Annotated in this window: 8 protein-coding genes; 5 read left to right on the top strand and 3 right to left on the bottom strand. The window is 68.4% G+C overall.

The window, feature by feature from the left end; translation table 11 throughout:
- The first annotated feature begins 119 nt into the window (after positions 1-119).
- The gene (locus SOM26_RS04915) at positions 120-1367 is read left to right on the top strand and encodes a hypothetical protein (RefSeq protein ID WP_320451619.1); all 1248 of its coding nucleotides are present in this window, start codon (positions 120-122) and stop codon (positions 1365-1367) included.
- Positions 1368-1564: 197 nt separating this feature from the next.
- On the opposite strand, the gene SOM26_RS04910 is transcribed toward SOM26_RS04915, so the two are convergent.
- Both SOM26_RS04910 and SOM26_RS04905 read right to left on the bottom strand, forming a co-directional pair.
- The gene (locus SOM26_RS04910; RefSeq protein WP_320451618.1) at positions 1565-2338 is read right to left on the bottom strand and encodes a metallophosphoesterase family protein; all 774 of its coding nucleotides are present in this window, start codon (positions 2336-2338) and stop codon (positions 1565-1567) included.
- Positions 2339-2366: 28 nt separating this feature from the next.
- The gene (locus SOM26_RS04905; protein WP_320451617.1) at positions 2367-3455 is read right to left on the bottom strand and encodes a catalase family protein; all 1089 of its coding nucleotides are present in this window, start codon (positions 3453-3455) and stop codon (positions 2367-2369) included.
- Positions 3456-3724: 269 nt separating this feature from the next.
- Here SOM26_RS04905 and SOM26_RS04900 point away from each other — a divergent pair, with 269 nt between their 5' ends.
- The 3 genes from SOM26_RS04900 to SOM26_RS04890 all read left to right on the top strand — a co-directional run bounded on the left by SOM26_RS04900 (position 3725) and on the right by SOM26_RS04890 (position 8405).
- On the top strand, positions 3725-4753 hold the full coding sequence (locus SOM26_RS04900) for a quinone-dependent dihydroorotate dehydrogenase (protein ID WP_320451616.1): 1029 nt from the start codon (positions 3725-3727) through the stop codon (positions 4751-4753).
- A gap of 46 nt (positions 4754-4799) precedes the next feature.
- Complete coding sequence (gene ggt, locus SOM26_RS04895; protein ID WP_320451615.1) at positions 4800-6554, top strand: gamma-glutamyltransferase; 1755 nt, start codon at positions 4800-4802, stop codon at positions 6552-6554.
- Between the two features lie 63 nt (positions 6555-6617).
- The gene (locus tag SOM26_RS04890; protein ID WP_320451614.1) at positions 6618-8405 is read left to right on the top strand and encodes an AMP-dependent synthetase/ligase; all 1788 of its coding nucleotides are present in this window, start codon (positions 6618-6620) and stop codon (positions 8403-8405) included.
- Positions 8406-8581: 176 nt separating this feature from the next.
- Here SOM26_RS04890 and SOM26_RS04885 read toward each other — a convergent pair whose 3' ends face one another.
- Complete coding sequence (locus SOM26_RS04885) at positions 8582-10105, bottom strand: fumarate hydratase (RefSeq protein WP_320451613.1); 1524 nt, start codon at positions 10103-10105, stop codon at positions 8582-8584.
- A 146-nt stretch (positions 10106-10251) separates the two neighbouring features.
- Here SOM26_RS04885 and SOM26_RS04880 point away from each other — a divergent pair, with 146 nt between their 5' ends.
- Positions 10252-12906: a putative bifunctional diguanylate cyclase/phosphodiesterase gene (locus SOM26_RS04880; protein ID WP_320451612.1), complete on the top strand. Its 2655-nt coding sequence runs from the start codon at positions 10252-10254 to the stop codon at positions 12904-12906.
- Positions 12907-12969: the final 63 nt, after the last annotated feature.

Genomic DNA, 12969 nt, shown 5'->3' with positions numbered 1-12969 from the left:
GCCGCATATCGCGCTACACAAGGGGGTTGCATCCGTCGGGCCTACCGGGCACGGCTTGGGTGTTCGGGCCGGTGGTCCGGTCGGCCGGAAGAATATAGTTACCGCGAGGAATGATTTTCATGACATCGTCCGGGCCGCGCCGCGCCGCGCGCCTCCTTGCCCTGACGCTGGCCCCGGTGTTTTCCACCCTGGTGCTTGCCTCCCCGGCGCTGGCCGCCCCCAATCCGGCCGCGCCGCTGCAGACCGGCGGGCAGGACAATGACGCCGCCCGTCCCGCCACGGGAGGGCTCGACGGGTTCAGCCTGAGCCCGCGCGGCACCACGCCGCAGGGCACGCAGACGCCGGTGCCGACTCCGCCCGCGCCGCGTATCGTGCTGCCCGGCCAGAGCGCGCCCGCCGCGACGCCGACACCCGCCCCCACCCCGCGCGCCACACCCAGCCCGCGTGCCACCCCGCGCCCCGCGCCCTCGCCGACACCAAGCCCGGTCGCCACGCCGACCCCCATCGCCTCGCCCGAGCCGCCCGCGACCCGCCTGCCCGATCGCGAGTCCCCGGCGGTCACGCCGTCCGAACCCGACATGACACTGGCCAATGGTCAGGAGCCGACACCTGCCATCGCCGCGCCCGGCACCACCGCCCCCGAGCAGCAGGCCGAGGCGGATCGCGGCCTGCCCTTCTGGGCGCTGCTGATCGGGGTCGGCCTGGGCGCTCTGGCGATCGGCATCTGGCTGGGCCGCCGCGGCCGCCCGGTTCCGGCGCTGCCCGCCCCGGCACCCAAGACGGCCGAGGACCGGCCCGAGCCGATGGCGGCGGCCACCGCCGTCCCCGCCGCTGCGGCGACCCCGCCCGCGCCGCGCCAGCCCGCACCGCCGCCGCTTCCGCCCGAACCCAGCTTCCTGGCGGTCACCGCAAAGCCGCTGCGGGTCGGGCTCAACATGTTGTCCGCCACGATCGAGGCGGAGGTGACCGTCCACAATAGCGGCGCGACCCCGATCGGTCGCGTCGCGGTCGACCTGCGCCTGCTGAGCGCCCATGCGGGCCTGGATGGGGAACTGGTCGACCTGGCGCGCCAGCCGCAGGGACGCCCGATCGTCCCGGCCTTCGCGCTTGCCCCCGGCGAAACCCGCACGGTGCGCGGCGTCACCGCCCTGCCGCGTGAGGCGATCCATGTGATCGACGCGGCGGGACGGCCGATGTTCGTGCCCATTCTGGCGGCAGCGGCGCATACCGACTGGGGCGTGGCCCGCTGCGCCTATGCGGTGGGGCTGGAGCGTGTGGATTCGGCCAAGTTGTCGCCGATCTGGCTCGATCAGCCCGGCCGGATGTTCGACCAGGTCGCGGCGCGCCCGCATGTGATGCGGGGCTGAGACGAAGCCACCGCCTACAACTGCCGGGAAGCGGCGACTAGGCCGTGGCCTTCGACTTCGCTCAGGCCGAACGCAGGTTGGCGATCACGCCCGTGTTTCCGGAACCCGCAACTGGAGTTTGATCCAGCCAAGCTGAAACACCACCCCGGCGGAGGCCGGGGCGGTAGGGCAATGTTTCAGGTCAGGTGGATCAAACGCTAACCCGCGCGCATATCCTCGGTAATCACATGCGGTGCGGTTTCGCCGAAGGTGCGGACCAGCGTCTCGAAACCCCGGCCCTCGACACGGATCTCGTTGAACGCCGGTGGCGTCTTGCGGGTGCGCTTGGATAGGGTGCCCGCACCGATCATGCGGATGATCCGGCCGTCGCGGTCGATCGGCACGTCGAACGGGTCGTGGACATGGCCGCTCAGCACCGCATGTGCGCCCGCCGCCGCCAGCTGGGTCAGCGCGGCATCGCCGTTGCGCGTCTTGGCCGTGCCCTTGGTCGGCCCCTCGATCAGCGGGTGATGCGCGGCGACCAGGATCAGGTGATCCTTGGGCGCGGCCGCGATCAGGGCCAGCGCGCGGCGCAGAGAACCGCTGCTCACCCGCCCCTTCGACCAGTTCCACCGCCACTGCGCGCGCGCGGTGGTCTTCAGCGGCACCACCGTCACGCCCGGCAGGTCGAGCGGCCGTTCGATCATCCGTTCGATCGCGGCATAACGCTGATAGGGCGCGAACAATCGGCGGAACGGGTCCCAGTAATAGGGGATGTCGTGATTGCCGACCTCGACCGTCACCGGCACGCCCAGCGATTTCAGCCAGGCTCCGCCGTCCTGAAACTCGCGCTTGGTCGCGCGCATGGTCAGGTCGCCGGTCATGATGACCGCATGGGGCTTCTCCGCCGCGACTCGCTCGGCGAACCAGGCGAGCGCGGCGGGGTCTTCGGCACCGAAATGCACGTCGCTGACATGAAACAGACGGATCATGCCGTCCGCCCTAGCCCGCGCCGCCGCATCACGGCAACTCGGCCATGGCGCGCGGCTCGTGCATCGGACAGCCATTCACGCGGCCGCGATATTCGGCCGAGAAGCGATAGGTGTCCTTGCGCGCCCGGTTGATGTTGCCCAGCGGCTGGTGCGCGGCGAGGCCATGCCAGATGTTGTAGGACAGGGCATCGTCGATCGCATTGGTCTGGCCGTCCTGCCAGCTGATCTGCGGTTCGGCGGCAAAGGTCGCGACGGTGACATAGGGACTGTCCTCCTCGCTCCATTCGGCGGTCGCGTCCTCGATCGGCATGGCATCGAGATCGCGGTTGAGCTGGACGCGCAGCTCCCACTGCCCGCCCTGCTCGATCATCACCTCGCGAACGACTTCGCGAAGCGCGTCGGGCCGGTCATGCGTGTTAACCGTGTCGCCGGTCAGCTGGGTCAATGCCGGGCTGACCGGGAACAGCGCGAATTTGGCGATATAGTCGCCATAGCGGAACGGCGTCTGGCTGTAATAGGTCTCGCCCAGCGGATGGACCTGTTTCGATCCGCCCAGCGTCTTCAGTGTCGCACTCTCGACCCCGACCGTCTCCAGCGTCGCCTCGATCCCGCGCAGGATGCCGGACAGCAGCTTCTTGCCGCCCTCGAACTTGTCGGTCGTCGAGGCGAGCATCTTGAGGTTCTTGGCAAAGGCGTCCGCCGTGGGCGCGGTGAAGACCGGCGCGTTGGCCATGACGAAATCCTGCGTCGCATCGCCCTGCGACCCCGGCAGTCGCTCGCCCTCGACGCCGATCACCTTCAGCGCCAGCCCTCGCGGCAGAGCGATTGCGTCGTCCAGGATATCGCCCGGATTGGTCGAGATGCGCGCCACCGCATCATATGTGCCACCTTGCGCGAACAACCCTTGCGCCAGTTCCGGCGGCAGGGCGTCATGTACCGTCAGCTTGCCACGGATGATGCCATGCGCCTTGGCATGGACCGCGCGGACACCATGGCCATAGTCCTTGGACGTGGTGTCCAGGATATGTTCGAAGGACTGCTTCATCTGGTCGACGGTTTCGCCTTCCTCAGGCTTCACGTCTTCGACCTGGGGGGTGAAGGGAATGGGGGTCTTCATCGGGGCTCTCCCTGTTGCCCCCCACCAACCCATGTTGGGTGATAGCGTTCCTTTGCATGATGGACTGAGCGATGGCGCACACCCTCTCGTCTTGCCGCTCCCCTCCCGTGAACGGGAGGGGATGGGGGAGGGAAAGGCCACGGGCAACAGTCTCCGTGAGATACCCTGCCCTCCCCCAACCCCTCCCGCCTGCGGGAGGGGAGCAAGAAGAATATGCCGCTCCAAGCCCCGCCTTCCCCCTCCCACTGCAATCCGCTAACCGGGCCGACATGGCCTTTTATCATCCGCTCCTCTTCGCCCTCGATGCCGAACGCGCCCATGGTCTGACGGTCGCGATGCTGTCGCGCTGGGGGTCGCTGGGTGCGCCGATGGGGGCCGATCCGGCACGTTATCCGCGCCTGGCCACCAGGGTCGCGGGGATGGACTTCGCCAACCCATTGGGGCTGGCGGCCGGGGTCGACAAGAATGGCGAGGCGATCGACGGCTTCTTCGGCCTGGGCTTCGGCATGGTCGAAATCGGTACGCTGACCCCCAGGCCCCAGCCCGGCAATCCGAAACCCCGCCTGTTCCGGCTGGTCGAGGACAAGGGCGTGGTCAACCGCTATGGCTTCAACAATGGCGGCCTCGACGCCGGGCTGGCGCGGGCGAAGGCGGCGAAGCGCCGGGGCGTGCTCGGCATCAATGTCGGTGCGAACAAGGACGCGGCCGATCGCATCGCCGACTATCGCCACGGCGTGACCCAGGCCGCGCCGATCGCGGACTATGTCACGATCAACATCTCCAGTCCCAACACGCCCGGCCTGCGCGACCTGCAACATGGCGCGGCGCTCGCCGAACTGCTGGCGGCGTCGCGCGAGGCGGCGGGCACGGTGCCGCTGTTCCTGAAGGTCGCCCCCGACCTCGACCCCGCCCAGATCGACGAGATCGCACGCGCCGCGATCGACAACCGGCTAAATGCGATCATCATCGGCAACACCACCATCACCCGCCCCGATGTGAAAAGCGCCAACGCGACCGAGACCGGCGGCCTGTCGGGTCGTCCCCTCGCCCCGCTCGCCCGCGCGCGGCTGGTCGATTTCCGCAAGGCCACCGGCGCTGCGATGACGTTGATCGCGGCGGGTGGGATCGACAGCGGGGCGGAGGCCTATGCCCGTATCCGCAGCGGGGCCAGCCTGGTCCAGCTTTACTCGGCGCTGGTCTATGAAGGGCCGGGGCTGGCCGCCCGCATCCTGGCCGATCTCGACGCGCTGCTGGCCCGCGACGGCTTTGCCAGCGTGACCGACGCGGTGGGTGCCTGACGTTACGGCTTGGCGCAGGGGCCCGCCTGCCGCTAGGGTCGGGCGGATGAAGCACTCGCTCCTGTCCGTGGCGGCGCTCGCGCTCGCCCCCGCCATGATCCTCGCCGCCCCAGCCGCGGCGCGGCAGCCCGCCAAATCTCCGGCCGAAGGCATGGTCAGTGCCGCCGACCCCCGCGCCGCCGCCGCCGGGGTCGAGATATTGCGCGCCGGGGGCAGCGCGACCGACGCCGCCATCGCCACCATGCTGGCGCTGAACGTGGTCGAACCGCAAAGCTCCGGCATCGGCGGCGGCAGCTATTGGGTGCGCCACGACGCGCGCGGCACGAACACGATCGACGCGCGCGAAACAGCGCCGATGGCCGCCACCCCCGACTGGTTCTACGGTCCCGATGGCCGCCCGCTCAGCCATGCCGATGCCGTCCCCGGCGGGCGCAGCGTCGGCGTGCCCGGCGCGCTGCGCGGCATGGCGCTCGCCCATGCGCAAGGCGGCAAGCTGCCCTGGGCACGGCTGTTCCAGCCCGCGATCCGGCTGGCGCGCGACGGGTTCCGGCTGACCCCGCGCCTGCAGACCGCGCTGACCCGTTATGGCGGTCATGTCGACGCCGCCACCCGCGCGCGGCTGACCGGGCCCGATGGTCAGGTGCTCCCGCTCGGCAGCACGATCCGCAACCCCGAACAGGCTGCCCTGCTGGAGCGGATCGCCAAGCTGGGCCCCGACAGCTTCTATGTCGGGCCGCAGGCGCAGAAGCTGGTGACGACGGTCAATACCGCCACCCGCAATCCGTCGAAGATGACGACGGGCGACCTCGCCTCCTACGCCGCCAAGCCGCGCCCGCCGCTCTGCGCGACCTATCGCGGGTACAAGGTGTGCAGCATGGGGCCCTCCTCGGGCGGCGGCACGACGATGCTGTCGATCCTGAAGCTGCTCGAACGCTTCGACATGGCCAGGCTGGGCAAGGATTCGCCACAGGCCTGGCACCTGTTCGCCGAAGCCTCTCGCCTCGCCTATGCGGACCGCGACATGTATCTGGGCGATCCCGATTACGTCCGGGTGCCGCTGAAGGGGTTGTTCGACCCGGCCTATATCGCCGACCGCTCGGCGCTGATCTCTCCTGACCGGACGATGGCGTCGGTTGCGCCCGGCACGCCTCCGGGCGCTCCGCCACGGGTGCGCGCACCGGTCAGCGAGGTGCCCGGCACCACCGATCTCGTCACCGTCGACGCGGCCGGCAACGTCGCCGAGGTGACGACCACCGTCGAGGGTTCGTTCGGATCGGGGCTGTCGGTCGACGGCACGATGCTGAACAACGAGCTGACCGATTTCGATATCGTGCCGGTCAAGGACGGCGACCTGGTCGCCAACCGGGTGGAGGGCGGCAAGCGCCCGCGCAGCTCGATGGCGCCGACCATCGTCTATGGCCCCGACGGCAAGGTTCGCCTCGCGGTCGGTGCGGCGGGCGGCTCGACCATCATCGCGCAGGTCGCCAAGGCGATCATCGGCGTCATCGACTGGAAGCTGAGCGCGCAGGACGCGATCGCCCAAGGCCTGTTGTTCGCCCCCTACAAGGTCGCGACGGTCGAACAGGGCACCGCGCTGGAGGCGCTCGTCCCCGGCTTGCAGGCGCTGGGCGAGACGGTGGTGGTCGCGCCGCTGGGGCTGAAGGCCAATGCGATCGAGCGTGTCGGGGGCCGCTGGGTCGGGGCCGCCGATCCGCGCAGCGAAGGGGCCGCGATCGACGTGACCGGCCGCTCGGCCGCGATCCGGAGAGTGGGTGACAAGCCGGGACGCCCGGCGGAATAAGAAAACAAAGAGCCCGGTCGCGCGTTGACATGCACGACACGGGCCGATGGGAGAGGCACGGACATGCGCACGCTCGAATATTTCCCCAACCTCGTCACCATGTTCTTCACCCGCGCCGCCGAAAAGGGCGACGCTCCCTTCCTCTGGCGCAAGGAATCCGGGGCCTGGCAATCGATCAGCTGGGCCGAGGCGGCGCGCCGGGTCGCCAGCCTGTCGGCCGGATTGAAGGCAACCGGCCTTCAGCGCGGCGACCGGGTGATGCTGGTGTCGGAGAACCGCCCCGAATGGTGCATCGCCGACCTGGCGATCATGGCGGCGGGCGGTGTCACCGTGCCGACCTACACCACCAATACCGAGCGCGACCATGCGCACATCATCGAGAATTCGGGGGCGCGCGCGATCATCGTGTCGACCCAGAAGCTGGCGACGACGCTGATGCCCGCCGCGCTTCGCTCCAACCATGTCCAGACGGTGATCGGCATCGAGTCGCTGAAACTGGGGCCGAGCCAGATCGAATGCCGCCAGTATGACGCGCTGATCGCCGAGCATCCCGCCGATCCGGTGGTCGTCGCGGCGCAGGCCGATTTCACCCGCGAGGACTTGGCCTGCATCATCTATACCTCGGGCACCGGCGGCGCGCCGCGCGGGGTGATGCAGCATCACGGCGCGATCCTGCACAACTGCGCCGGGTGCAGCGCGGTGATCGCCGAGGATTTCGGCTGGGACGACGAGGTGTTCCTGTCCTTCCTGCCCCTATCCCACGCCTATGAGCATACCGGAGGGCAGCATTTCCCCGTCTCGCTGGGCGGGCAGATCTATTATGCCGAGGGCCTCGACAAGCTGGCCGCCAATATCGAGGAGGTTCGCCCGACGATCATGTTCGTCGTGCCCCGCCTGTTCGAGGTGCTGCACACCCGCATCGCCAAGGCGATCGAGAAGAAGGGCGGGCTTGGCGCGCGCCTGCTCGACCAGGCGCTGGCGCTGGGCGCGCGCAGCTATAACGGCCAGCTCCGGTTGATCGACTGGCCCGCGCAACTGGCGGTCGCCACGCTGTTCAAACCCAAGATCGCCAAGAAGTTCGGCGGCCGGTTGAAGGCGATGGTGTCGGGCGGCGCGCCGCTGAATCCCGAGATCGGGCTGTTCTTCCACTCGATCGGCCTCACCTTGCTGCAAGGCTATGGCCAGACCGAGGCCGCGCCGGTCATCGCCTGCAACCGGCCCAAGGCTGGCGTGCGCATGGACACGGTCGGCCCGCCGCTCGACAATACCGAGGTCCGGATCGCCGAGGATGGCGAGATCCTGGTGCGCGGCGAGCTGGTCATGCACGGCTATTGGCGCAACCCGACCGAGACCGAGCGGGTGCTGAAGGACGGCTGGCTGCACACCGGCGACATCGGCGAGATCGACGCGGCGGGCCGCCTGCGCATCACCGACCGCAAGAAGGACCTGATCATCAACGACAAGGGCGAGAATGTCGCCCCCCAGAAGGTCGAGGGGATGCTGACCCTCCAACCCGAGATCGGCCAGGCGATGATCGCGGGCGACCGGCGGCCCTATATGGTCGCGTTGATCGTCCCCGATGCGGAATGGACCGCCGAATGGTGCGCAAAGTCCGGCACCGGCTGCAACCGCGCCGCGCTGGAGGATGATCTCGATTTCCGGGGCGCCATCTCGGCGGCGATCGACCGGGTGAATCGCGACCTGTCCGTGACCGAGCGCATCCGCCGCTTCATCATCGCCGACGAACCCTTCGCGATCGAAAACCAGCAGCTCACCCCGTCGCTGAAGATCCGCCGCCATGTGTTGCGCGAGGTGTATGGCGAGCGTCTGGACGCGCTTTACAGGAATTGAGGGGGCGGATGGCGATCGCATTCAACGCGTAAATCTTGGCACGCCCCTCCCGCAGGCGGGAGGGGATGGGGGAGGGAAAGGCCGCAAATAATGGCCTCGGAGAGATTCCCTGCCCTCCCCAACCCCTCCCGCCTGCGGGAGGGGCTAAGAAAAAAGAAGCGGTTGCCCCGCCCCCATTACGCCGGGGTCAGCAGGCCTTCCTTGGCGATCTTCTCGCGCCATACCAGCGGGGCGAGCGTGTGGACGTTCTGGCCTTCGGCGTCGACCGCGACGGTGACGGGGAAGTTCTCCACGTCGAATTCGTAGATCGCCTCCATGCCCAGGTCCTCGAAGCCGACGACCTTCGATCCCTTGATCGCGCGGGCGACCAGATAGGCCGCGCCGCCGACCGCCATCAGATAGGCCGACCGGTATTCGCGGATCGCGTCCGTTGCCGCCGGGCCGCGCTCGGCCTTACCGACCATCGCCAGCAGGCCCTGGTCGAGCATCATGCGGGTGAACTTGTCCATCCGGGTCGCGGTGGTCGGGCCCGCAGGGCCGACCACTTCCTCGCCGACTGGATCGACCGGGCCGACATAATAGATCACGCGGCCCTTGAATTCGACCGGCAGTTCCTCGCCGCGATCGAGCATGTCCTTGATCCGCTTGTGCGCGGCGTCGCGCCCGGTCAGCATCTTGCCGTTGAGCAGCAGCCGGTCGCCATGCTTCCAGCTCTTCACCTCTTCGGCGGTCAGCGTGTTCAGGTCGACGTGGCGAGCGGCCTGGAGGTCGGGCTTCCAGTCGACCTTGGGCCATTCGTCGAGCTTGGGCGCTTCGAGATAGACCGGGCCCGAGCCGTCCAGCGTGAAGTGCGCGTGGCGGGTGGCGGCGCAGTTGGGGATCATCGCGACCGGCTTGGACGCCGCATGGGTCGGCCAGTCCATGATCTTGACGTCGAGGATGGTGGACAGGCCACCCAGCCCCTGCGCACCAATGCCCAGCGCATTGACCTTGTCGAACAGCTCGATGCGCAGCGCCTCGACATCGTTCTTCGGCCCACGCGCCTTCAACTGGCCCATGTCGATCGCGCCCATCAGCGATTCCTTGGCCAGCAGCATCGCCTTTTCGGCGGTGCCGCCGATGCCGATGCCCAGCATGCCGGGCGGGCACCAGCCCGCGCCCATTTGCGGCAGCATTTCCAGCACCCAGTCGACGATCGAGTCGGACGGGTTCATCATCTTGAACTTGGACTTGTTCTCCGACCCGCCGCCCTTGGCCGCGACGTCGATGGAGACCGTGTTGCCCGGCACCATCTCGACATGCAGGACGGACGGCGTGTTGTCCTTGGTATTGCGGCGGGTGAAGGCGGGGTCGGCGAGGATCGAGGCGCGCAGGCGGTTCTCGGGGTGGAGATAGGCGCGGCGCACACCCTCATCGACGACTTCCTGAAGGCTACGGTCGCCCGACAGGCGGCAGTCCTGGCCCCATTTGACGAAGACCGTGACGATACCGGTGTCCTGGCAGATCGGGCGATGCCCCTCCGCGCACATGCGGCTGTTGGTCAGGATCTGAGCGATGGCATCCTTGGCCGCCGGGCTCTTTTCGGCCTCATAGGCCATACCCAGGGCGCGGATATAATCCATCGGGTGGTAATAGCTGATGAACTGGAGCGCGTCGGCCACGCTCTCGATCAGGTCGGTGTCGCGGATCAGGGTCGTCATGCGCCGCCTTGTGCGACAGCACGGCGCCGCGCGCAACGCCCGCCGCGCGTGTCATGCGCGATTCGTCCGCCGCAGGGGTGGCTTCAATCTATCTTAACCCCGATTCGGCAGGGTCGGCCGAACCCCCAGTGGAAACACGAAACCCCATGCCGTCCGCCGCCGCCGACCGATTACCCTTCCTGGCCCTGCTGGGCCTTGTCGAGGACAATGACGAGTTGCTGGCGTCCTTGCATCTCGCGCGGTTGAAGACGCTGTGCCGCATCTGGCCGCTGGCGATCCTGCAGAATCTGATCGCGGTCGCGGTGATCGCGGGGATCAGCGTGATGACCGACCCCCAGGCGGTGCAAATCGACAAGGGCGTGGCGGGTGCCGCCATGCTGCTCGCGACATTCGCCTTCGGCCTGGTGCTGTGGCAGGGCCAGGCGCGGCAATGGCCCTTCTACCGATTGAAGCAGTGGCTGGGCGTGATGGCACTGGTCATGGCGCTGGCCACCGCGCCGCTGCTCCTGATCCTGGCCCATGCGCATCATGGCAGCGCCGGCTGGGCCTCGGCGCTGAGCCTGATGGCCGCGATGTGGGCGACCGCGGCGATGCTGCACCCGATACGCGGCGCGATGCTCGGCTATTCCTTCGGCTTTGCGTTCCTGGCGCCGATCGCGGCACTGGCCTGGGGCGTGGCGATCCTGCCCGTGCTGGCCGCCGTCGTCCCGCCGCTGCTGCTGCTGGTCCTGAAGGCCTATCATACCGGCCGGATGGATTACGACGCAGCACGGGCGCATGCGGTCGAGTTCGGCCAGGGGCAACAGGCGGTCAAGATGATCGCCGAGTTCGAGGAGCATGGCACCGGCTGGTTCTGGGAAACCGATCGCCAGGGGCGCCTGACCTATTTGTCGAAGAAGGTCGCCAACGACCTGGTCGGCATCGACAACCGATATCGCGGCCGCCTGTTGACCGAGATGTTCCAGATGGACCCCTCCGCGCCGGGCAGCGAGCGAACCCTGTCCTTCCACATGGCCTCGCGCACCAGCTTTTCGGACTATACCGTCTGCGCGGTCGCCCGTGGTCCAGCCGCCGCCGAGCGTTGGTGGTCGATTTCGGGGCGGCCGATCATCGACGGCATCGGCCGGTTTCGCGGCTTTATCGGCTCGGGCTCCGACCTGACCGAAAAGCGCCGGTCCGAGGCCGAGATCACCCGGCTGGCGCTGTTCGACAGCCTGACCGGCCTGGCCAATCGCCAGCGCATGAAGCTGTCGCTCGACAAGACGCTGAGCCAATCGATCACCCCCTATCGCCCGACCGCGCTGTTCCTGATGGATCTCGACCGGTTCAAGGCGGTCAACGACACGCTCGGTCATCCGGCGGGCGACCTGCTGCTGCAAATGGTCGCGCGGCGGCTGGAACAGGTGGTGGGCGATGTCGGGCTGGTCGGACGGCTGGGCGGCGACGAGTTCCAGATCCTGCTGCCCGGCATCGACGCGCGCGACCGGCTGGCGTCGCTGGCGGGCGAGATCATCACCACCCTGTCGCGCCCCTATGACATTCACGGCAACGAGGTGACGATCGGCTGTTCGATCGGCATCGCCATCGCGCCGGAGGACGGCGCGGATTCGCAGACGCTGATCCGCAACGCCGATCTGGGCCTCTATGCCGCCAAGGGGGCCGGGCGCGGCGTCCATCGTTTCTATGCCGAGGCGATGCTGGAGGGTGCGCGCAGCCGCAAGCGGATGGAGGAGGATCTGCGCATTGCTATCGCGCAGGGCCAGTTCCACCTCGCCTATCAACCCGTCGTGTCGACCAGCGACGCCACGATCGTCGGCTTCGAGGCGCTGCTGCGCTGGCGCCATCCGACCCAGGGCGACATCTCCCCGGCGCAGTTCGTCCCGGTCGCCGAGGAATGCGGGCTGATCGAGCCGATCGGCGAATGGGTGATGCGCACCGCCTGCCTGGAGGCGGCGAGCTGGCCCCGCCCGGCACGGGTGGCGGTCAACGTCTCGTCCATCCAGTTCGCCAAGCCGCATTTGCCCGCCTTGGTGGCGCAGGCGCTGGCGCAATCGGGGCTGGCCCCCGAGCGGCTCGAGCTGGAGATCACCGAAAGCGTCTTCCTGAGCGACGACCAGGAGTCGCAGCGGCGCTTCGCGGCCTTGAAGGCGCTGGGCATCCGCCTGGCACTGGACGATTTCGGCACCGGATATTCCTCGCTCGGCTATCTGCGTCATGCGCCGTTCGACAAGATCAAGATCGACCAGTCCTTCGTGCGCGGCGCGGTGCGCAGCGGCAGCCGCAACGCCGCGATCATCCGCGCGATCGTGACCCTGGCCGACACGCTGGGCATGGAGACGACCGCCGAGGGTGTGGAGATCCAGGACGAGATCGAACTGATCCGCGACCTGGGGTGCAGCCACATCCAGGGCTTCGTCTATGGCAAGCCGACGGACTCGGTCGAGGTGCACCGGATGCTGCACGACCGCGACGGACGCGCCGAACCGGTCGGCCTGAAGTCCCATCGCCGCCCGCGCATGAAGATCCTGCGCACCGCCCAGGTCCTGTCGGGCAGCGCGGTGGTCGATGTGCGGATCCGCGACCTGTCGACGACCGGCATGATGATCGAGGGGCTGCCCCCCGCCTATATCGTGTGCGGCGCCGCGATCGGCATCCGCCTGGGCGCGGACCGCCCCTTGCGCGGCTATATCCGGTGGGAGCGCGAAGGCCGGGTCGGCATCGCCTTTGCCGCGCCGCTCGACGAGGATCACCCCTGGCTGGAGCATGACGAGGAACAGGAGCCCCACCGCCAATCGGCGTAAGGCCTTGTCATTCCTCGCCCGCGCCGGCGTGGGACATCGCGATTACGGGGGAGCGGAAATCCA

Origin of the sequence: Sphingomonas sp. CFBP8993 (genome assembly GCF_034044895.1) — a bacterium.
GTDB lineage: Bacteria > Pseudomonadota > Alphaproteobacteria > Sphingomonadales > Sphingomonadaceae > Sphingomonas.
Note: the sequence above shows the minus strand (reverse complement) of the source record. Positions and strands in the feature narration are given on the sequence as shown.

What these genes read in the sequence shown, in the direction of transcription:
- SOM26_RS04910 (WP_320451618.1), bottom strand. Translation starts at nt 2,338, where the DNA reads ATGATCCGTCTGTTTCATGTCAGCGACGTGCATTTCGGTGCCGAAGAC.
- SOM26_RS04885 (WP_320451613.1), bottom strand. Translation starts at nt 10,105, where the DNA reads ATGACGACCCTGATCCGCGACACCGACCTGATCGAGAGCGTGGCCGAC.
- SOM26_RS04890 (WP_320451614.1), top strand. Translation starts at nt 6,618, where the DNA reads ATGCGCACGCTCGAATATTTCCCCAACCTCGTCACCATGTTCTTCACC.
- SOM26_RS04915 (WP_320451619.1), top strand. Translation starts at nt 120, where the DNA reads ATGACATCGTCCGGGCCGCGCCGCGCCGCGCGCCTCCTTGCCCTGACG.
- ggt (WP_320451615.1), top strand. Translation starts at nt 4,800, where the DNA reads ATGAAGCACTCGCTCCTGTCCGTGGCGGCGCTCGCGCTCGCCCCCGCC.
- SOM26_RS04900 (WP_320451616.1), top strand. Translation starts at nt 3,725, where the DNA reads ATGGCCTTTTATCATCCGCTCCTCTTCGCCCTCGATGCCGAACGCGCC.
- SOM26_RS04905 (WP_320451617.1), bottom strand. Translation starts at nt 3,455, where the DNA reads ATGAAGACCCCCATTCCCTTCACCCCCCAGGTCGAAGACGTGAAGCCT.
- SOM26_RS04880 (WP_320451612.1), top strand. Translation starts at nt 10,252, where the DNA reads ATGCCGTCCGCCGCCGCCGACCGATTACCCTTCCTGGCCCTGCTGGGC.